Origin of the sequence: Senegalia sp. (in: firmicutes) (genome assembly GCF_052088025.1) — a bacterium.
Classification (GTDB): Bacteria; Bacillota; Clostridia; order Tissierellales; family SIT17; genus Anaeromonas.
This window is the reverse complement of sequence record NZ_JBQCYD010000020.1, coordinates 23,849-46,117: the sequence shown is the minus strand read 5'-3', so window position 1 is coordinate 46,117 and position 22,269 is coordinate 23,849. Positions and strand designations below refer to the sequence as shown.

The following is a 22,269-nucleotide window of genomic DNA, read 5'->3' as shown; positions in this document are numbered from 1 at the left end:
ATTAGGACATAATCATAAATGTTATAATAGGACATTATCATATGTTGATCAGATTTGTTTAATAACAAAAAAATAGTATTTGACAAAAGTTTGTTTTTCTAGTAAAATTACTAATAATTATATATCTAAAGGCGAAGATAGAAAATAGTAAATATTTATGATTCAAAGAGAGAAAACTCTAGGCTGGGAAGTTTTCATTCCGCTAAATATTGAACCTGTTCTTGAGCTTTAAGCTTTTTAGCTTACGGTGACTTACCGTTATAAAATTAGAGTGGACTTTTAAAAGTCAACTAGGGTGGTACCGCGGAATATCCGTCCCTTTTTAGGGGCGTTTTTTTATTGTCTAAAAATGAGGAGGAAATACAAAATGGCAAATAATCAAAAGGTACAAGAAATTACTAATATGGATAAAGATTTTGCACAATGGTATACAGATGTTGTATTAAAAACTGAGATGGCAGACTATTCTCCAGTTAGAGGTTTTATGGTTATTAGACCTTATGGATATGCAATATGGGAAAATATCCAAAAGGCATATGATAAGAGATTTAAAGATACTGGTCATAAAAATATCTATTTTCCACTACTTATACCAGAAAGTCTTTTAGAAAAGGAAGCAGAACATGTTGAAGGTTTTGCACCAGAAGTTGCTTGGGTAACTCATGGTGGACATGAAAAATTAGAAGAGAGATTATGTATTAGACCTACTTCGGAAACAATAATGTGTAGTATGTATTCTAAGTGGTTAAGATCTTGGAGAGAATTGCCTTATCTTTATAATCAATGGAATAATGTTGTAAGATGGGAAAAGAGCACTAGACCATTTTTAAGAACATCTGAATTTTTATGGCAAGAAGGTCATACCTTACATGAAACGGCAGAAGAAGCTCAAGCTGAAACTTTACAAATGCTAGGAATTTATAGGGAAATAGCAGAAGAATTTTTAGCTATTCCTATGGTTGTGGGAAGAAAGAGTGATAAGGAAAAGTTTGCAGGAGCTGCTGCAACCTACACTATGGAAGCCTTAATGCATGATGGTAAGGCTCTACAATCAGGAACATCTCATAACTTAGGTCAACATTTTACCAAGGCTTTTGATATTACCTTTACAGGAAGAACAGGAGAAATTGAAAATCCTTACCATACTTCTTGGGGAGTATCTACAAGACTTATTGGTGGACTTATAATGGTTCATGGAGATAATAACGGATTAGTAGTACCTCCAAAGATAGCTCCTACACAAATAGTTATTATACCAATAGCTCAACATAAAGAAGGAGTATTAGATAAGGCATATGACCTTAAAAAAGAATTAGAAAAGAACTTTAGAGTAGAAATAGATGATAGTGATGAGTATTCACCAGGTTGGAAGTTTAATCAATGGGAGATGAAAGGTGTTCCTATCCGTTTGGAAATTGGACCTCGTGATATCAAAAATAATCAAGTTGTATTAGCTAGAAGAGATAAAAATGAAAAAGTTTCTGTTTCTTTAGATACAATAAATGAAGATATTGAAAAATTATTAGAAGATATTCAAAGTTCTTTATTTGAAAAAGCTAAAAAAATGAGAGATGAAAAAACATATGTAGCTAAAAATATGGATGAATTAGAAAATATCATTAAAAACACTCCAGGTTTTGTGAAATCTATGTGGTGTGGAGATGCAGAATGTGAACAAAAAATAAAAGAACAAACAGGAGCTACTATAAGATGTATTCCTTTTGAACAAGAAGATTTAGGAACAGAGGAATGTGTTTGCTGCAGTGGAAAATCAGAAAAAATGGTTTATTTAGCTAGAGCATATTAAATTAAAATACATTTTCTCCTTTGGAGAGAATGTGTTTTTCTTTATATTATTGTCTAAAACAAGAAGGTAATAATTATGAAAATGTCAAATTTATATATGCCAACACTTAGAGAAGCTCCAACTGATACTGAAATAGCAAGTTATAGATTAATGTTAAGATCAGGTATGATTAGAAAAGTAGTAGCAGGTGTTTTTTCCTATCTACCTTTAGGATATAGAGTAATAAGAAAAATAGAAAATATTGTAAGAGAGGAAATGGATAATTCAGGTGGACAGGAAACTTTAATGCCTAATATTCAACCAAAAGAATTGTGGGATGAAAGTGGAAGATTAAAAGAATTTGGGACAGAAATGTTAAAGATAAATGATAGTCATAACAGAGAACTTTGCCTAAGTCCAAGTAATGAAGAAATCTTTATAGAAACTATAAAGAATGAATTGAAATCATACAAGCAATTACCTTTAAATCTTTATCAAATTCAAAGTAAATATAGAGATGAAAAAAGACCTCGTTTAGGAGTTATAAGATCACGTGAATTTATAAGCAAAGATGCTTATACTTTTGATAAAGATGCTAAAAGTATGGAGAAATCCTATATGAATATGTGGAAAGCTTATGAAAGGATTTTTGATAGATGTAAGATTGATTATAGGGTTTTACAAGCTGATTCAGGTCAAAAAGGCAATGGAACTAGCCATCAATTTTCTGCTAAAAGTGATATAGGGGAAACTGGTCTGGTTTATTGTAAAGATTGTAATTATGCTGCTACAGATGAAAAGGCTCCCGTTATATATAATATAAAAAACAACACGCAAAAAGAAAATCTTAAAAAAGAAGAAGTTCATACTCCGCATGCTGTAACGGTTCAAAAGATGGAAGAATATTTAGGTATGGATGCTTCAAATTTTGTAAAAACATTGTTATTTAAGGGCAAAGAAAAGGTTATAGCTGTATTAATTCCTGCTGATAGAGAATTAAATCAAAGTAAACTTGCAAATTATTTGAATTTACCTGAATCTGAAATTGAAATGATAGATGAAGAAGGCGTAAAAAGAGTTACTGGAGCAGAAATTGGTTTTGCTGGACCTCTTGAATTAAAAGAAGATGTTAGGATGATAATAGATTCTAGGATTAAAAAAATGAAAAACTTTGTAGTGGGTGCAAATAAAACTGATTATCATATAAAAAATGTAAACATAGAGGATTTCTCAGGCGAAGAAGTAGAAGATTTATTATTGGTTAAGAAAAATGATACTTGTCCTAAATGTAAAAGCAAACTTTTAATAGATAGGGGCATTAAATTAGGTAATCTATTGCAGCTAGGAACTGAATATAGTGAAAAATTAAATGCAAGATATCTTGATGAAAATGGGAAAAGTCAAAACTTTTATATGAATTCATTTGGATTAGGAATAGATAGAACAATTGGGGCAATAATAGAACAAAACAATGATGAAAAGGGTATGATATGGCCTTTAGCTGTAGCTCCATATCACCTTATAGTAACTGTAGTAAACCCTAAAAAGGAAGATCAAATAGAATTAGCTACAAGCTTATATGATGTTTTAAAAAAGGAAGGAATTGAAGTTTTACTAGATGATAGAAAAGAAAGAGCTGGAGTTAAGTTTACAGATGCAGAACTTATAGGTATACCTATAAGGATAACTGTTGGAAGAGATGCTAAAGATTCTGTGGTTGAATTTTCCCTAAGAGAAGAATATGAAAAGGTAAAAGTAAATGAAGTTGAAGTACTTAAAAGAGTAAAAGAAGTATTTGAAAATCAAGGACTTAAACTGTAAGATTCTTAAACTTGTATTTTAAAGTTATGTATTATATAATTAACAATAATAATCAGTAAAATGGAGGTTTTTAAATGAGTGATGTAAGAGTAAGATTTGCCCCAAGTCCTACAGGATTTGTTCACATAGGAAGTCTTAGAACGGCACTATATAATTATTTGTTTTCTAAACATAATAATGGAAAATATATTTTAAGGATTGAAGATACAGATAGAACAAGATTTGTAGAGGGCGCTTTAGAAAATCTAATAGATTCTATGGAGTGGGCTGGAATCACACATGATGAAGGTGTATTTATAGAGAATGGAAAAGTAATTCAAAAGGGTGAATATGGTCCATATATTCAATCTGAAAGATTAGATATTTATAAAAAATACTTGGATATATTATTGGAAAAAGGACACGCATACTACTGTTTTTGTTCAAAAGAAAGATTGGATAAGGTTCGAGAAGAGCAAAAATCAGCTGGTAAGATTCCAAGATATGATGGATATTGTAGGAGCTTAGATAAAAAAGAAGCTGAAACTAGAATATCAAATGGTGAGGAATATGTAATAAGACTTAAGTTACCTGAGAGTGAAGATATAGTTTTTAATGATTTAGTAAGAGGTAAGGTTACTATAAATACAAGTGATATGGATGATCAAGTACTTATGAAATCAGATGGATTTCCAACCTATCATTTTGCAGTAGTAGTTGATGATCATTTAATGAAGATCTCTCATATAGTAAGGGGAGAAGAATGGCTGCCATCAACTCCAAAGCATGTATTTATGTTCAATGCATTTGGATGGGAGGCTCCAACATATGTACATCTTCCTACAGTATTAAATAAGGATAAGAAAAAATTATCAAAAAGACAAGGTGATGTATCGGTAACTGATTTCAAAGAAAAAGGATATCTTCCACAAGCACTAAATAACTATTTAGCTTTAGTTGGTTGGTCTCCTGAATCAAATGAAGAAATATTTAATATGGATGAATTAGAAAAAGAATTTTCATTTGATAGGGTATCTAAAACTGGTGGAGTTTTTGATATAGATAAGTTGAATTGGATAAATGGTCAATATGTAAGAGAAGGAAGTTTAGATAAAATAACAGATTTGGCTATACCTTTCTTAAAAGAAGCAGGATATATTGATGATGAAGATGTAGAGAATAGATATGAATGGATAAAGACTCTTGTATCTACCGTAAAAGAAGATCTTTCAAATCTTTCTGAAATAAAAGAAAAAGCAAATATATATTTCAATTATAATGTAGATTTAGAAGATGAAGATGTAATGAATATGTTAAAAGGAGATCAAGTTCAATCTCTTTTAGATGCATTTAAAGAAGAGTTAAATCAGATAGATGAAATAGATGAGGAATTTTCAAAGACTATTATTAAAAAAATCCAAAAGAAAACAGGAGTTAAGGGCAAGAATTTGTTTATGCCAATAAGAGCCATGCTTACAGGTTCTCTTCATGGGCCTGAAATGGTAAATATAATTTTGGTTTTAGGTAAACAAAATATACTTACTCGCATACAATATGTAGAAAATAATATTTTAAATAATTAAAAGTAATGATGAGGAAAAAGTAAATCAAATTCTACCAATTAGAGAATAATCCCTTGGCTGAAAGGATTATGGTTAGTTTTGATTGAAAATGCACCTTTGAACTTTTTGTTGGTTACCTTATAACCATTAAAGATAGGCGAAAGCTTAAATTAGAGTGGAACCACGGTAAAACCGTCTCTATACAAATTTGTATAGGGGCGGTTTTTTCATTTTAGTATTACAGTTAGAAGGTGGTGAAAAGGATGTTTTCAAACGTTAAAGAGGATATAAAAACAATAAAAAAAATGGATCCGGCTGCTAAAACTTCTATAGAAATAATATTATGTTATCCAGGTTTTCATGCTGTAACATGTCATAGATTTGCGCACTTTTTATATAAAAAGAATATATTTTTATTATCGAGAATAATTTCTCAGATAGCAAGATTCTTTACAGGCATTGAAATACATCCAGGTGCTAAAATTGGTAAAAGGGTATTTATAGACCATGGAATGGGTGTTGTGATAGGAGAAACTGCAGAAATAGGAAATGATGTAGTAATATATCAAGGTGTAACTCTTGGAGGAACTGGAAAGGAATGTGGGAAAAGGCATCCTACCATAGGCAATAATGTAGTAATAAGCGCTGGGGCAAAGGTGCTTGGACCATTTAAAGTGAATGATTTTGCCAAAATAGGAGCAGGAGCAGTTGTATTAAAAGAAGCACCAAAATATGCTACAATAGTAGGTATACCAGGAGAAATAGTAATTAGGAAAAAAATGACTCCATTAAAAGAATTGGATTTAGATCAAACGAAATTTCCAGACCCAATAGCAGATAGATTAGACCAAATAGATAAAAGAATAGAAAAATTAGAAAAAATAAAACATAAGGAGGATTTAAATGAAACTTTATAATAGCTTAACTAGAAAAAAAGAAGAATTTATATCACTAAAAAAAGATGAGGTTAGTATGTATGTATGTGGACCTACAGTGTATAATTATATCCATGTTGGAAATGCCAGACCTCTTATAGTGTTTGATGTACTAAGAAGATACCTTAAAAACAAGGGTTATAACGTAAAATATCTTGTTAATTTTACCGATATAGATGATAAAATGATTGAAAAGGCAAATGAGGAAAATACAAGTGTAAAAGAAATTGCAGATAAGTTTATAGCTGAATATATTACTGATGCTAAAAATTTAAATATATCAGAAGAAGAAACAATTCATCCAAGAGCTACAGAAAACATAGATGAAATAATAGAATTCATAAAAGAATTAGAAGAAAAAGATTTTGCATATAAGGTAGGCGGAGATGTATATTTTGATATAAGTAAGGCTAAAAATTATGGTAAATTATCAAATAAAAAAATAGAAGAGTTGCAGTCTGGAGCTAGAATTGGTGTTAATTCAGAAAAAAGAAATCCTGTAGACTTTGCTCTTTGGAAGAGTAAGAAGCAAGGAGAACCTTTTTGGGAAAGTCCATGGGGAGAAGGAAGGCCTGGATGGCATATTGAATGCTCTGTAATGGCAAGAAAATATTTAGGAGATACTATTGATATTCATGCAGGTGGACATGATTTAGAATTTCCTCATCATGAAAATGAAATAGCTCAATCTGAAAGCCTTACAGGAAAGCCATTTGCAAATTATTGGATGCACAATGCAATGATAAATGTAGAAGATATCAAAATGAGTAAATCTAAATTTAATTTCTTTACAGTAAGGGGTGTAAGTGAGGAATATGATTTAGAAATAGTAAGATATTTCATACTTTCAAGTCACTATAGAAGTCCTATAAACTTTAGTAGAGAAATATTAGAACAATCAAAAAATGGATTAGAAAGACTCTATAATGGAAAGAACAAATTAGAGGATTTGTTAGGCATACTTAACAAAGAAAATTCACATTTAGATGAAGAATCAAAAGAAGCAATAGATAAATTTAAAAAAGAATTTGATGAAAGTATGGAAGATGATTTAAATACTGCTGATGCCTTATCTAAAATGTTTGAGCTTATAAAATATACTAATACAAATTTAAATAGCAAAAGTTCATACAAAACAGTTAAATATAGCTATGATATACTTATGAATCTAAGCAATGTATTGGGACTTTTATATAAGAAAGATGAAATTTTAGATGAAGAAATAATGAATTTAATAAAAAAAAGAAATGATGCTAAAAAGAACAAAGAATATAAATTAGCAGATGATTTAAGAGATCAATTAAAAGAAAAAGGTATAGTATTAGAAGATACAAAGGAAGGAACTAAATGGAAAAAACAAATATAGGAGATAAACAAAATAAAAATTGGACTGTGAGAGAAGTTAATTTGCTCTCTCCACTCCAATTAGCATATATAGGTGATGCAGTCTATGAAGTATTTATTAGAAGGTATCTATTAGAAGATAGAGTGCTTTCTGTAAATGAGCTTCATAAAAAGGCAATTGAATTTGTAAAAGCAAAAGCTCAATCAGATATAGTTCATAAATTAATGGATAAACTTACTGATGAAGAATTATCTATAGTAAAAAGGGGTAGAAATAAAAAATCAGCAACTGTACCTAAAAATGCTAATATGTCTGATTATAGATATGCAACAGGCTTTGAAGCTTTAATAGGATATCTGTATTTATTAGATAGACAAAGTAGAATAGAAGAGATATTCAATATAATAATAAAAGATTTAATATAAGGAGTGGTTAAAAATGAGTACGAATGATTATATAGAAGGTAGAAATCCTGTAATAGAAGCACTTAAATCAGGAAGAGAGATTGAAAAATTATTTATAGAAGATGGCAGTAAAACAGGTTCTATAAATGAGATTAAAAAACTAGCTAAATCTAGAGGTATAGTTATCCAATATATTCATAAAAATAAATTAAATCAAATGAGTAGTACAAGCTCACATCAAGGGGTTATAGCTGTTTCTTCAAGTCATACTTACAAAAACTTGGAAGATATCTTTGCTCTTGCAAAAAGCAAAAATGAAGATCTTTTTATAATAATATTAGATGAAATAAAAGACCCTCATAATTTAGGCTCTATAATGAGAACTGCAGAATGTGTTGGAGCTCATGGAATAATAATCCCTAAGAGAAGATCAGTTGGACTTACCTCTACTGTAGCTAAAACTTCAGCTGGAGCTATAGAATATATGCCGGTAGTAAAAGTATCTAATATAGCAAATACTATTGATGTATTAAAGGAAGAAGGTATTTGGATATATGGAGCAGACATGGATGGTGAAAGACCTTATTATGAAAACAAACTCACAGGACCTATTGCGCTTGTAATTGGAAGTGAAGGTAGCGGGATTGGAAGATTGGTAAAAGAGAAATGTGACGAGCTAGTTAAAATTCCTATTATGGGGAAAGTATCTTCTTTAAATGCTTCTGTTGCAGCTTCAATTATAATGTATGATGTTAATAGGCAAAGAGGATTGAAAAAATGAGATGGGATCAAATAAAAAGGAATATTTATTTATAGATGGATATAATATTATAAATAGTTGGGCTAGACTCAAATCTGCAAGTGAAGTAAATTTAGATAATTCAAGAAATGAACTTATAGAAATTATGGCGGAATATCAATCTTTTACTGGGATTAATGTAATAATAGTATTTGATGCGCATCTATTAAAGGGTGGGAATCAAAAAGAAGAAAAAACTTATGGACTTATTGTTGTATACACAAAAGAACATGAAACTGCTGATAGTTATATAGAGAAAAAATTAGACCAAATGGGTAGAAATAAAGCTGTTAGAGTGGCTACTTCTGACTGGGTAGAACAACAAGTAATATTAAGTAGGGGTGGTACTAGAATATCAGCTAGGGAACTAGAAATTGAGGTTGATAAAATAAAAGGTGCTATTAAAAAAGAAAAAGATAAAAAAAATAGTTATAAAAGAGGAGTCCTAGGGGAAAGGTTAAATAAAGAAATATTAGAAAAATTTGAGAAAATGAGAAGAAAACTGTAAAAATCTTGACTCTAGACTTGTGCCTAATATATAATAAGTATATAAGTATGAGATTTCAGGGGATATCTGGAGGAGATGTTAGTGGGAATAACCAATGTTTACCCATTAATGGGTGATGAAGAAGCGGTAAAAAGGGCAAAAGATGGAGATAATATTGCTTTGGAATATTTACTTAAAAAGTACAAATATTTTGTCAGATCTAAAGCAAGGAGTTATTTTTTGATAGGAGCAGATAGGGAAGATATAATACAAGAAGGCATGATAGGCTTATATAAATCTATAAGAGATTATGATGTAGATAAATTAGCTTCTTTTAGAGCCTTTGCTGAACTTTGTATTACAAGACAAATTATAACTGCTATTAAAACAGCAACAAGACAAAAACATATGCCTTTAAATTCTTATATATCACTAAACAAACCTTTATATGATGAGGAATCAGACAAGACCTTGATGGATATGATTTCAGGTGCTAAGATTACAAATCCAGAAGAACTTATGATTTCTAAAGAAGAATTAGCTAGAATAGAACAAAAGATAGGTCAAACACTAAGTGTATTAGAGCTTGAAGTTTTATTATCTTACTTGCAAGGTAAATCATATCAAGAAATAGCTATTAGTTTGGAAAGGCATGTAAAATCAATTGATAATGCACTTCAAAGAATCAAAAGAAAATTAGAGAAAGATTTACCTGTTTAATCTATTGACATTCAAAAATTAACATAGTACAATAATTTACAGTAGATTTAAATGCCCACGTAGCTCAGTAGGTAGAGTACTTGCATGGTAAGCAAGAGGTCACCGGTTCAATCCCGGTCGTGGGCTCCAAAAAATAACTTAAGGAGGATTAATAATGGGAAAAGCAAAATATGAAAGAAATAAACCACATGTTAACGTAGGAACAATAGGTCATGTTGACCATGGTAAAACTACATTAACAGCAGCAATATCAGCAGTATTAAACAACAGACTAGGAACAGGTGCAGCAACATCATTTGACAATATAGATAAGGCACCAGAAGAAAGAGAAAGAGGAATTACAATATCAACATCTCACATAGAGTATGAGACAGAAAACAGACATTATGCACATGTTGACTGCCCAGGTCATGCTGACTATGTAAAGAACATGATAACAGGAGCAGCACAAATGGATGGAGCGATATTAGTAGTATCAGCAGCAGATGGACCAATGCCACAAACAAGAGAGCATATACTATTATCACGTCAAGTAGGAGTACCAGAAATAGTAGTATTCTTAAACAAGGCAGATATGGTAGATGATGAAGAATTAATCGAACTAGTAGAGATGGAAGTAAGAGAATTACTATCAGAATATGAATTTGATGGAGACGACATTCCAGTAGTAGTAGGATCAGCTCTAAAAGCATTAGAAGACCCAGCAGGAGAGTGGGGAGATAAAATAATGGAATTAATGGAATCAGTAGATGAGACAATTCCATCCCCAGAGAGAGAAATAGACAAAGACTTCCTAATGCCAGTAGAAGATGTATTCTCAATCACAGGAAGAGGAACAGTAGCAACAGGAAGAGTAGAAAGAGGAATATTAAAAGTACAAGATACAGTAGAACTAGTAGGACTTACAGACAAGCCAAGACAAGTAGTATGTACAGGAGTAGAGATGTTTAGAAAATTATTAGATCAAGCGCAAGCAGGAGATAATATAGGAGCACTTCTAAGAGGAATCCAAAGAGATGAAATTGAAAGAGGCCAAGTATTATCAAAGCCTGGAACAATAACACCACATACTAAATTCAAATCTGAAGTATATGTATTAAATAAAGATGAAGGTGGACGTCACACACCATTTTTCAATGGATATAGACCACAGTTTTTCTTTAGAACAACAGATGTAACAGGAGCAATCCAGTTAGAAGAAGGCGTAGAAATGGTAATGCCAGGAGATAACGCACAGTTTACAATAGAACTTATTACACCAATAGCAATGGAAAAAGGACTTAAATTTGCTATACGTGAAGGTGGAAGAACAGTTGGAGCTGGAGTAGTTAGTGAGATAATAGAATAGTTTAAATATGTAAAGGCTAAAAACTAGGTCTTAATAGACCTAGTTTTTTATTGACATATTAAGATTTTTGTGATAATTTATATATTGGACTAACAATGAATTAAAATGATATAATTTAAAAGTTATTCATATTAAGTACTGATAGTTATTATGCCTAGATTAATAATACTATAGGTATTAAGGCGTAGGAGGTGTGTTTTAATGAGAGATAAAATAATTTTAGCCTGCACTGAATGTAAGCAAAGAAATTATACAACAACAAAGAACAAAAGATTACATCCTGATAGAGTAGAGATGAAAAAATATTGCAAATTCTGTAAAACTCATACAAATCACAAGGAAACAAAATAATTCCTTTTACTAAATTGATTAAGAATTATTAAATTGATCAATATTAATAAAGGTAAGGATGTGAAATTATATGGCAGCTCAAGCTGAAACGAAAAAAAATACCTTTAAAAAAGTCAAATCATATTTTAGAGGTGTAAAGGCAGAAATAAAGAAAGTTAGTTGGCCTAATAGAAAAGAATTAATAAATCATACAGCAGTAGTTATAGCTTTATGTACTGTAGTAGGGCTTATCATATGGTTATTTGATACTTTAGTAAAAGGCTTATTATCATTTATAATTGGTTAATAAAAAGCGAGGGAGGGGTTGGCCACGGATATGTCAGAAAAGGCCCAATGGTATGTAGTACATACTTATTCTGGTCATGAAAATAAAGTTAAAGCGAATATAGAAAAGTTGGTTGAAAATAGAGCTATGCAAGATATAGTACCTGAAATACTTGTACCTATGGAAGAGTATGTAGAAGTAAAAGATGGCAAGAAAAAGGTCAAAGAAAGAAAAAAATTCCCTAGCTATGTTATCGTTAAAATGGTAATGACTGATGAATCATGGTATCTTGTTAGAAATACAAGGGGTGTTACAGGTTTTGTAGGTCCTGGATCTAAACCAATACCTTTAACTCCTGAGGAAGTAAAAAATATGGGTGTGCAAGATGCACTTCCACAGATTGATATCAAAATAGACGATTCTATAAAAGTAATATCTGGACCTTTTGAAAAATTCATGGGTGCAGTAAAAGAAATAAACACTGAAAAAAGAAAGCTCAAAGTTTTTATTTCTATGTTTGGAAGAGAAACACTTGTAGAACTTGATTTTGATCAAGTACAAAGCTTATAAAGAGTATTTTACTCTTTTTAATAGTCTTATTAGAGACAAATAAATAAGGAGGTGTAACAGGTATGGCTAAAAAAGTTCAAGCTGTAGTTAAGTTACAAATTCCAGCTGGTAAAGCAACTCCAGCACCACCAGTAGGTACTGCTTTAGGACCACATGGTGTTAACATTATGGGATTTTGTAAAGAATTTAATGCAAAAACTGCTGATCAACCTGGTATGGTAATTCCAGTTGTTCTTACAGTATATCAAGATAGATCATTTACATTTATAACTAAGACTCCTCCTGTTGCTGTTTTACTAAAGAAAGCTTTAGGATTAGAAGCAGCATCTGGAGAACCTAATAAAAATAAGGTAGCTACAATTTCAAAAGATCAAGTAAAAGAAATTGCAGAAACAAAAATGCCTGATTTAAATGCAAGTGATATAGATTCTGCTATGAGTATGGTAGCAGGTACTGCAAGAAGTATGGGTATAGTAGTAGAAGACTAAGTAATATTAAAAAAGTGGAAGATTTAAAAATCGTTATACCACAGAGGAGGATACAAATGGCTATAAGAGGAAAGAAATATGATGATAGTATAAAATTAGTTGATAGAGAAAAACTTTATGATACAAATGAAGCTATTGAGTTAGTTGAAAAGACTGCTAAAGCTAATTTTGATGAAACTATTGAATTAGCAATAAAGCTTGGAGTAGATCCAAGACATGCTGATCAACAAGTAAGAGGTGCAATAGTGCTTCCACATGGTACTGGTAAAACAAGAAAAGTTTTAGTATTTGCAAAAGGTGAAAAAGCTAAAGAAGCAGAAGCAGCTGGAGCAGACTTTGTTGGTGCAGATGAATATTTAAATAAGATTCAAAAAGAAAATTGGTTTGAATTTGATGTAGTAGTAGCTACACCAGATATGATGGGTGTTGTTGGTAGACTTGGTAGAGTTCTTGGACCAAAAGGATTAATGCCTAACCCTAAATCAGGAACAGTTACTTTCGATGTTGAAAAAGCTGTTAATGATATAAAAGCAGGTAAGGTAGAATATAGAGTAGATAAAACAAGCATAGTTCACGTTCCTATCGGGAAAGCTTCTTTTGGACAAGAAAAATTAAAAGAAAACTTCCATGCTTTAATGGGTGCTTTAATAAAAGCAAAACCTGCAGCAGCTAAAGGTAGATATCTTAAATCTGTTGTCTTATCAAGCACAATGGGACCTGGAATCAAAATTAATGGTCAAAAATTAATGGATATATAAATTTGTTATTGACATAATGGTATGACCGTGTTAAGATATTAAAAGATTAAAATTTAATAAATAACCGTAGAAAGTAGGAACCGAAAGGTTTAAATTACCTACCGAGGTTGTACCCATTATGATTATTTAATATATGATTATATGAAGGTCTTCCTTATGCGGAAGACCTTTTAATTTTATGAAATTAATTACTTCTTATTTGAGGAGGTGGAAGTCAAAATGAACAAAAAAATTGTTGAAGCAAAACAGCAACTAGTTCAAGAAATAAGAGACAAAATATCAGCAGCTAAATCAGTAGTTTTAGTTGATTATAGAGGTTTGAATGTAGATGAAGTTACTGAACTTAGAAGAAAGTACTCTGAAGCAGGTGTTGAATACAAGGTTTATAAAAACAGCATGATGAGATTTGCTTTTAAAGATGAAGGTTATGAAGAATTTACAAATCACTTAACAGGACCAAATGCGATAGCAATATCTAATGAAGACCCTGTTATAGCAGCTAAAATAACTAATGACTTTGCAAAAGATCATAAGAATTTAGAACTTAAAGCAGGAATAGTTGAAGGAGATATGTTAGATTTTGAGAAAATATCTGAAATAGCTAACTTACCTTCTAAAGAGCATTTACTTACTCAAGTTGTTATTGCATTAAATGCACCAATTAGTAAATTTGCTCGTGGAATACAAGCAATAGTTGACAAAGAAAACGGCGAAGAATCCGCTGAACAATAAATTAAATGGAGGAATTATAAATGAGTGAAAAAATCACAAATATATTAGATCAAGTTAAAGAATTAACTGTATTAGAATTATCAGATTTAGTAAAAGCTCTTGAAGAGGAGTTTGACGTAAGTGCACAAGCACCAGTAATGGTAGCAGGTGGAGCAGCAGGTGGAGCAGCAGCAGAAGAAGAGCAAACAGAATTTGATGTTATCCTTGCAAATGCTGGAAACTCAAAAATCAAAGTTATAAAAGCTGTTAGAGAAATAACTGGACTTGGATTAAAGGATGCTAAAGGATTAGTTGACGGAGCACCAGCACCAGTTAAAGAAGGAATCGAAAAAGAAGCAGCTGAAGAAATGAAAGCTAAGTTAGAAGAAGTAGGAGCTACTGTAGAGCTTAAGTAATTTATTTAAATAAAGGTACCGTAATGGTGCCTTTTTTATTGCTATTTCTTAGGCTTGACATATTATAAGTTGTGTGATAGCATTATAAGATGCAAAATAATGAGGAATTGGCATAAAAAAGAGGGTATAAAATTTTTTTTTATGTCAATATTATTATAGATATAATGAAGAAATTTCCACTAAAGGATTTCTATAGCCTTTTGGAATTAGTTTTTTATAAGGGGTGAATAATATGGTGCATCCTGTTTCGTATGGTAAACGGGTTAGAATGAGTTATTCAGTAATTGATGAAGTATTAGAACTTCCCGATCTAATTGAGGTTCAAAAAACTTCATATGAATGGTTTGTAAAAGAAGGACTAAAAGAGGTGTTTGAAGATATCTCTCCAATTCAAGATTATACAGGGAATTTAGTTCTGGAATTTGTAGACTATTATGTTGAAGATGAACCAAAGTATGGTATTGAGGAATGTAAAGAAAGAGATGCAACTTACTCAGCTCCATTGAAAGTGAAAGTTAGACTTATTAACAAAGAAACGGGAGAAGTAAAAGAGCAAGAAGTTTTCATGGGAGATTTCCATCTCATGACAGACAAGGGTACCTTTATAGTTAATGGTGCAGAAAGAGTTATAGTAAGTCAGTTAGTTAGATCTCCTGGTGTTTATTATAATGAGAAATTAGATAAAGCTGGAGATAGCTTGTATTCAGCTACTGTTATTCCAAATCGTGGAGCATGGCTTGAATATGAAAGTGATTCAAATAATATTGTATATGTAAGAGTAGATAGGACTAGAAAATTACCTGTAACTGTTCTTTTAAGAGCTTTAGGCTATGGTTCAGATGCAGAAATATTACAATTATTAGGTGAATCAGAACATTTACTAAATAGTATTGAAAAAGATAATACTTCAAGTGAAGAAGAAGGATTACTTGAGATATACAAGAGGCTTAGACCAGGAGAACCACCAGCTGTAGAAAGTGCAAAATCACTTATTAATACATTGTTTTTTGATGCTAAAAGATATGACTTAGCTAAAGTAGGTAGATATAAATTCAATAAAAAACTTGCTTTAAGTGGAAGGATTATAAATAAAATTGCAGCTGATAACATAGCAAATGAGGAAACTGGAGAAATAATAGTTTCTAAAGATGAAAAAATAACAAGAGAAAAGGTTTTAGAGATAGAGGCAGCTGGCATAAATAAAGTTGATATATTATCTGAAGATAGTAAAATAATAAAAATTATAGGAAATCACTTTGTAGATGTTAATGCGCTTGATTTACCTGTAGATTTAAAAGAACTAGGCATAAAAGAGAGAGTTTATTATCCTGTGCTTAAGGAAATATTAAATGAATTTAATGACAAAAAAGAAATAGAAGAAGCTATAAAGGAAAGATTTAGAGAGTTATTACCTAAACATATAATAATTCCAGATATAGTAGCTTCTATTAGTTATGAGTTTAATCTTTTCCAAGGTATAGGTGAAACTGATGATATAGATCACTTAGGAAATAGAAGAGTTCGTTCTGTAGGTGAATTATTACAAAATCAATTTAGGATTGGTTTATCTAGAATGGAAAGAGTAGTTAGAGAAAGAATGACTATACAAGATGTTGATATTGCAACTCCACAAGCTCTTATAAACATACGTCCTGTAGCAGCTTCTATAAAAGAGTTTTTTGGAAGTTCTCAACTTTCTCAGTTCATGGATCAAACAAATCCATTAGCTGAACTTACTCATAAAAGAAGAATGTCAGCTCTTGGACCTGGTGGACTAAGTCGTGATAGAGCAGGTTTTGAGGTTCGTGATGTTCATCCATCTCACTACGGTAGAATGTGCCCTATTGAAACACCAGAGGGACCAAATATCGGACTTATAAATTCGCTTGCATCTTTTGCAAGAATAAATGAATATGGATTTATAGAAGCTCCATATAGAAAAGCAGATAAAGAAAAAGTACAAATGACAATGGATATAGATTATTTAACAGCAGATGTAGAAGATAAATTTATCGTAGCTCAAGCAAATGAGCCTTTAGATGAAAATGGAGCCTTTGCTAACAAAAGAGTTGTAGTTAGGGCAGAAAACGGAACATATGATGCAGTAAGTCGTGAAGAAGTAGATTATATGGACGTTTCCCCAAAACAGATAGTTTCTGTAGCTACAGCTATGATACCATTTCTTGAAAATGATGATGCAAATAGAGCCCTTATGGGAGCAAATATGCAGCGTCAAGCAGTTCCACTTCTGAAATCAGAAGCACCTATAGTTGGTACTGGTATGGAATACAAGGCTGCAAAAGATTCTGGGGTTGCTATAGTATCTAAAGTTTCTGGTATAGTACAAAATGTATCAGCAGATGAGATAGTGATTAAAAAAGAAGAAGATTCTAATTTAGAAAGATATAAACTTCTTAAATTTAAAAGATCAAATCAAGGTACATGTATAAACCAAAAACCTATAGTAGAAAAAGGCGAAAAAATACAAAAAGGTCAGGTTATAGCAGATGGACCTTCTACGGATTTAGGAGAAATAGCTTTAGGTAAAAATATGCTTATTGGTTATATGACTTGGGAAGGATACAATTACGAGGATGCTATTTTAATAAATGAAAATCTTGTTAAAAGAGATGCATTAACTTCTATTCATATAGAGGAATATGAAGCAGATGCAAGAGATACTAAACTTGGACCTGAAGAAATAACTAGAGATATACCAAATGTAGGAGACGATTCACTTAAAAACCTTGATGAAAGAGGTATAATAAGAATTGGTGCAGAAGTTAAGCCTGGAGATATTCTTGTAGGTAAGGTTACTCCAAAAGGAGAAACTGAACTCACTGCTGAAGAAAGACTTCTTCGTGCTATATTTGGAGAAAAGGCTCGTGAAGTTAGAGATACATCCCTTCGAGTACCTCATGGAGAAACGGGTATAATTATAGATGTGAAGGTATTTAAAAGAGAAAATGGAGATGAATTATCTCCTGGAGTAAATGAATTAGTACGTGTATATATAAGTACTAAAAGGAAAATTAATGTTGGAGATAAAATGTGTGGTCGTCATGGAAACAAAGGTGTTATATCTAGAATATTACCTGAAGAAGATATGCCTTTCTTACCTGATGGAAGAACACTTGATATACTTTTAAATCCACTTGGAGTTCCTTCTCGTATGAATATTGGGCAAGTGTTAGAAGTCCATCTTGGAATGGCAGCTAAAGAATTAGGATGGCATATAGCTACGCCTGTATTTGATGGTGCTAATGAAGAGGATATATTTGAAGCATTAAGACGTGCAGATCTTCCTGAATCAGGTAAAGTTGAGCTTCGTGATGGAAGAACTGGTAAATATTTTGACAATCCTGTTACTGTAGGATATATGTATATGCTAAAACTTCATCATTTAGTAGATGATAAAATCCATGCAAGATCTACTGGACCTTATTCACTTGTAACTCAGCAGCCACTTGGTGGAAAAGCTCAGTTTGGTGGACAAAGATTTGGTGAGATGGAAGTGTGGGCACTTGAGGCATATGGTGCAGCTCATACATTACAAGAAATATTAACTGTTAAATCAGATGATGTTGTAGGACGTGTTAAAACTTATGAAGCTATAGTAAAGGGTGAAAACATTCCTGAACCAGGAGTGCCAGAATCTTTTAAAGTGCTTATAAAAGAACTTCAAAGTTTAGCATTAGATATAAAGGTAATTACAAATAATGATGAGATAGAAATAAAAGAATCAGTAGATGATGAAATAAATGATTTAAATATGGAAATTAAACCAGAAGATAACAGTGATATCAAGTAATATTCTTTATAAATCTTTAAGGAAGGGAGAGAAAGCCCCTTGTTTGAACTTAATAATTTTGATTCAATTAAAATAGGGTTAGCTTCTCCAGAAAAAATTAGACAGTGGTCTAAGGGAGAAGTTAAAAAACCAGAAACTATCAACTACAGAACTTTAAAACCTGAGAAAGAGGGCTTGTTCTGTGAGAAAATTTTTGGACCTACAAAAGACTGGGAATGTCATTGTGGGAAATATAAAAGAGTTAGATATAAAGGTGTAGTATGTGATAGATGTGGGGTAGAGGTTACAAAGGCCAAGGTAAGAAGAGAAAGAATGGGTCATATTGAACTTGCAGCTCCAGTTTCTCATATTTGGTATTTCAAAGGAATTCCAAGTAGAATGGGACTTATATTAGATATGAGTCCAAGAAGCTTAGAAAAAATACTATATTTTGCTTCATATGTAGTAATAGATCCAGGTGAAACTTCACTTTCAAGCAAGCAACTATTAAGTGAAAAAGAATATAGAGATGCAATAGATAAGCATGGAAGACAATTTACTGCAGGAATGGGTGCTGAAGCGGTAGAAGAACTATTAGGTAGAATAGATTTAATAGGTGAGTCTAAAGAGCTTAAGGCAGGACTTAAAGAAAGTTCAGGTCAAAAGAAGATAAGAATTATAAGAAGACTTGAAGTAATAGAAGCATTTAGACAATCAGGGAATAAACCAGAGTGGATGATACTTGATGCTGTTCCTGTAATACCACCAGATTTACGTCCTATGGTGCAATTAGATGGAGGTAGATTTGCAACTTCTGATTTAAATGACCTTTATAGAAGAGTTATAAACAGAAACAATAGACTAAAAAGGCTTTTAGATTTAGGAGCACCAGATATAATTGTTAGAAATGAAAAAAGAATGTTACAAGAAGCAGTAGATGCTCTTATAGATAATGGAAGACGTGGAAGACCTGTTACAGGTCCTGGAAACAGACCTCTTAAATCATTATCAGACATGTTAAAAGGTAAGCAAGGTAGATTCAGACAAAACTTACTTGGTAAAAGAGTGGACTATTCAGGTCGTTCAGTTATAGTTGTAGGTCCTGATCTTAAATTTTATCAATGTGGTTTACCTAAAAAAATGGCTCTTGAATTATTCAAACCATTTGTAATGAAAAAACTTGTTCAGGATGGACTTGCTCATAATATTAAAAGTGCTAAGAGAATGGTAGAAAAAATAAAGCCAGAAGTTTGGGGAGTGCTAGAAGAAGTAATAAAAGATCATACAGTTCTTTTAAACCGTGCACCTACACTTCATAGGCTAGGTATACAAGCATTTGAGCCAATTTTAGTTGAAGGTAAAGCTATAAAGCTTCACCCACTTGTATGTACAGCATATAATGCAGACTTTGATGGTGACCAAATGGCTGTTCACGTTCCACTTTCTACTGAAGCTCAAGCAGAAGCAAGATTCTTGATGCTTTCAATAAACAACATATTAGCTCCTCAAGCAGGTAATCCAATAACTACTCCTACACAGGATATGGTACTTGGTACTTATTATCTAACAATAGATATTCCTGGAGAAAAAGGAGAAGGTATGATATTTAAAGACTATGATGAATTACTACATGCCTATCAAAATGATAGTGTAGGTCTTCACTCTAGAGTTAAAGTCTTAGTTAAATTAGATGAAAATGATAGAGGTAAACTTGTAGAAAGTACTGTAGGTAGATTTATATTTAATGAAAACATACCTCAGGATTTAGGTATCATAGACAGAAGTATAGATAAGTATTCACTTGAAACTGATGGATTAAATGATGATCCTGATAACGATCAAAACAAAGGTCTTGTTACTAAAAAAGGACTTGGTATAATAATAGATAAATGCTTTAAAAAGCATGCAAACACAACTACTGCTATAATGCTAGATCATATTAAAGATTTAGGTTTCCATTATTCTTCTATTGGAGCTGTAACTATTGGTGTAAGTGATATAATAGTTCCAGAATCTAAAAAGTTACTTGTAGAAGAAGCAGAAGGAAAAGTTGAAAAGTATGAGAGAGCATTTAGAAGAGGTCTTATATCTGATGAAGAAAGATATGAAAAGGTAATAGAAGTTTGGACTAAAACAACAGAAGATGTTACTGATGAGCTTATGAAGAATCTAGACAGATTAAACAATGTCTATATAATGAGTCATTCTGGAGCTAGAGGTAGTAAAAACCAAATAAGACAGCTTGCAGGTATGAGAGGTCTTATGGCAAATGCTTCTGGTAAAACAGTAGAGATACCTGTTAAATCAAACTTTAGAGAAGGACTAACAGTTCTAGAGTTCTTTATTTCTACACATGGTGCTAGAAAAGGTCTTGCAGATACAGCGCTTAGAACAGCCGATTCAGGTTACCTTACTCGCCGTCTTGTAGATGTAAGTCAAGATGTCATAGTAAGAGAAGAAGATTGTGAGACTGAAAAAGGTATAAATGTAAAAGCATTTATGGATGGAAATGAAGTTATAGAAGAATTATACGATAGAATTGTTGGTAGATATAGCTTAGATACTTTAAAAAATCCTGAAACAGGAAAAATTATAGTGAAAAAGCAAGAATTTATAAATGATGATAGAGCAAAAGAAATTATAGATGCTGATATTAAAACATTAAATGTTCGCTCAGCTCTTACTTGTGAAGCAAAGCATGGAGTATGTTCTAAATGCTATGGTAAGAACCTTGCAACAGGTGGAAAGGTAGATGTTGGTGAAGCAGTAGGTATAATAGCAGCACAATCTATTGGTGAACCTGGTACACAGCTTACAATGCGTACTTTCCATACTGGGGGAGTAGCCGGTGGAGATATAACTCAAGGTCTTCCAAGGGTTGAAGAGTTATTTGAAGCTAGAAAACCAAAAGGTTTGGCTATAATATCAGAAATAGCAGGTAAGGTATCTATAAATGAAACTAGAAAGAAGAAAGAAGTTATTGTTACAAGCGAAGATAAGGAATCTAAATCATATACTATTCCTTATGGCTCTAGAATAAAAGTAAGACAAGATGAAGAAATTGAACCTGGAGATGAAATTACAGAAGGATCTGTTAATCCTCATGATATATTAAGTATAAAAGGATTAATAGGAGTTCAAAATTATATAGTAAAAGAAGTTCAAAGAGTATATAAAATGCAAGGTGTTGATATTAACGATAAACATGTTGAGGTAATAGTTAGACAAATGTTAAATAGAGTTAAAATTGAAGACTCTGGAGATACGGATTTACTTCCAGGAAGCCTTGTAAATATATTTGAATTCCAAAAAGAAAATGATAAAATAGAAGAAGATGGTGGAGAAGCAGCAGTAGGTAAGAGGGTTTTACTTGGAATCACCAAAGCATCTCTTGCTACAGATTCTTTCCTTTCAGCTGCATCATTCCAGGAAACTACAAGAGTATTAACTGAAGCTGCTATAAAAGGTAAGGAAGATCATCTATTAGGGCTTAAAGAAAATGTTATAATAGGTAAACTTATACCAGCAGGTACAGGGATGAGAAAATATAAATCTATCGCAGTAAATAGGATAGGTGAAGAAGAAAAAGATGACACAAAAGAAACTGAAGAAGTTGAGATAGTAGAAGCTGATAATGATAAAAAAATCATTAAAGAAGATTTGAAAATATAAGCTATAATTCTTGACAGTTAAAGAAAGTGATGTTACAATATTCAAGTATGAAAATTTGATTG

At 31.7% G+C, this 22,269-nt stretch carries 18 protein-coding genes, 1 tRNA gene, 1 pseudogene and 2 other annotated features; all 20 genes and pseudogenes read left to right on the top strand.

Annotation, left to right across the window (positions count from 1 at the left end; genetic code table 11):
• The first annotated feature begins 125 nt into the window (after positions 1 to 125).
• Positions 126 to 323: a binding site (T-box leader), on the top strand.
• A 44-nt stretch (positions 324 to 367) separates the two neighbouring features.
• The 20 genes and pseudogenes from proS (at position 368) to rpoC (ending at position 22,207) form a co-directional block, all read left to right on the top strand.
• Positions 368 to 1,807, top strand: coding sequence for a proline--tRNA ligase (gene proS / locus ACTHUW_RS07310; RefSeq protein WP_442196584.1), 1,440 nt, complete (start codon positions 368 to 370; stop codon positions 1,805 to 1,807).
• A gap of 75 nt (positions 1,808 to 1,882) precedes the next feature.
• Complete coding sequence (locus tag ACTHUW_RS07305) at positions 1,883 to 3,607, top strand: proline--tRNA ligase (RefSeq protein ID WP_442196585.1); 1,725 nt, start codon at positions 1,883 to 1,885, stop codon at positions 3,605 to 3,607.
• Between the two features lie 74 nt (positions 3,608 to 3,681).
• Entirely contained in the window at positions 3,682 to 5,169 is a 1,488-nt protein-coding gene (gene gltX, locus ACTHUW_RS07300; protein ID WP_442196586.1) for a glutamate--tRNA ligase, read from the top strand.
• 242 nt (positions 5,170 to 5,411) lie between these two features.
• On the top strand, positions 5,412 to 6,065 hold the full coding sequence (gene cysE, locus ACTHUW_RS07295) for a serine O-acetyltransferase (protein WP_442196587.1): 654 nt from the start codon (positions 5,412 to 5,414) through the stop codon (positions 6,063 to 6,065).
• Positions 6,052 to 7,449, top strand: coding sequence for a cysteine--tRNA ligase (gene cysS, locus ACTHUW_RS07290; protein ID WP_442196588.1), 1,398 nt, complete (start codon positions 6,052 to 6,054; stop codon positions 7,447 to 7,449). The genes cysE and cysS overlap by 14 nt, the downstream gene beginning before the upstream one ends.
• Entirely contained in the window at positions 7,431 to 7,853 is a 423-nt protein-coding gene (locus tag ACTHUW_RS07285) for a Mini-ribonuclease 3 (RefSeq protein WP_442196589.1), read from the top strand. The genes cysS and ACTHUW_RS07285 overlap by 19 nt, the downstream gene beginning before the upstream one ends.
• Before the next feature lie 13 nt (positions 7,854 to 7,866).
• The gene (gene rlmB, locus ACTHUW_RS07280) at positions 7,867 to 8,613 is read left to right on the top strand and encodes a 23S rRNA (guanosine(2251)-2'-O)-methyltransferase RlmB (RefSeq protein WP_442196590.1); all 747 of its coding nucleotides are present in this window, start codon (positions 7,867 to 7,869) and stop codon (positions 8,611 to 8,613) included.
• A gap of 1 nt (position 8,614) precedes the next feature.
• Positions 8,615 to 9,139, top strand: a complete 525-nt coding sequence (locus ACTHUW_RS07275) for an NYN domain-containing protein (RefSeq protein WP_442196591.1) — start codon at positions 8,615 to 8,617, stop codon at positions 9,137 to 9,139.
• An 81-nt stretch (positions 9,140 to 9,220) separates the two neighbouring features.
• A complete protein-coding gene (gene sigH / locus ACTHUW_RS07270) occupies positions 9,221 to 9,838 on the top strand; it encodes an RNA polymerase sporulation sigma factor SigH (protein ID WP_442196592.1) in 618 nt (205 codons plus the stop codon).
• 53 nt (positions 9,839 to 9,891) lie between these two features.
• Positions 9,892 to 9,967, top strand: a tRNA-Thr gene (locus ACTHUW_RS07265).
• Positions 9,968 to 9,992: 25 nt separating this feature from the next.
• The gene (tuf, locus tag ACTHUW_RS07260) at positions 9,993 to 11,186 is read left to right on the top strand and encodes an elongation factor Tu (RefSeq protein WP_442212880.1); all 1,194 of its coding nucleotides are present in this window, start codon (positions 9,993 to 9,995) and stop codon (positions 11,184 to 11,186) included.
• A 201-nt stretch (positions 11,187 to 11,387) separates the two neighbouring features.
• Positions 11,388 to 11,537 (top strand): 50S ribosomal protein L33, encoded by a 150-nt coding sequence (gene rpmG / locus ACTHUW_RS07255; RefSeq protein ID WP_442196594.1) that lies wholly within the window; start codon positions 11,388 to 11,390, stop codon positions 11,535 to 11,537.
• 70 nt (positions 11,538 to 11,607) lie between these two features.
• Entirely contained in the window at positions 11,608 to 11,823 is a 216-nt protein-coding gene (gene secE, locus ACTHUW_RS07250) for a preprotein translocase subunit SecE (protein WP_442196595.1), read from the top strand.
• 30 nt (positions 11,824 to 11,853) lie between these two features.
• Positions 11,854 to 12,372, top strand: a complete 519-nt coding sequence (gene nusG, locus ACTHUW_RS07245; protein WP_442212878.1) for a transcription termination/antitermination protein NusG — start codon at positions 11,854 to 11,856, stop codon at positions 12,370 to 12,372.
• Between the two features lie 62 nt (positions 12,373 to 12,434).
• Positions 12,435 to 12,860: a 50S ribosomal protein L11 gene (gene rplK / locus ACTHUW_RS07240; RefSeq protein WP_442196597.1), complete on the top strand. Its 426-nt coding sequence runs from the start codon at positions 12,435 to 12,437 to the stop codon at positions 12,858 to 12,860.
• 56 nt (positions 12,861 to 12,916) lie between these two features.
• Positions 12,917 to 13,618, top strand: a complete 702-nt coding sequence (rplA, locus tag ACTHUW_RS07235; protein ID WP_442196598.1) for a 50S ribosomal protein L1 — start codon at positions 12,917 to 12,919, stop codon at positions 13,616 to 13,618.
• Between the two features lie 46 nt (positions 13,619 to 13,664).
• Positions 13,665 to 13,801 (top strand) — a sequence feature (ribosomal protein L10 leader region).
• Positions 13,802 to 13,837: 36 nt separating this feature from the next.
• Complete coding sequence (rplJ, locus tag ACTHUW_RS07230; RefSeq protein WP_442196599.1) at positions 13,838 to 14,350, top strand: 50S ribosomal protein L10; 513 nt, start codon at positions 13,838 to 13,840, stop codon at positions 14,348 to 14,350.
• Between the two features lie 20 nt (positions 14,351 to 14,370).
• Positions 14,371 to 14,745: a 50S ribosomal protein L7/L12 gene (gene rplL, locus ACTHUW_RS07225; protein WP_442196600.1), complete on the top strand. Its 375-nt coding sequence runs from the start codon at positions 14,371 to 14,373 to the stop codon at positions 14,743 to 14,745.
• A gap of 232 nt (positions 14,746 to 14,977) precedes the next feature.
• Positions 14,978 to 18,541 (top strand): annotated as a pseudogene (rpoB, locus tag ACTHUW_RS07220) (DNA-directed RNA polymerase subunit beta); the annotation flags it as partial.
• Between the two features lie 54 nt (positions 18,542 to 18,595).
• A complete protein-coding gene (gene rpoC, locus ACTHUW_RS07215; RefSeq protein WP_442196601.1) occupies positions 18,596 to 22,207 on the top strand; it encodes a DNA-directed RNA polymerase subunit beta' in 3,612 nt (1,203 codons plus the stop codon).
• Positions 22,208 to 22,269: the final 62 nt, after the last annotated feature.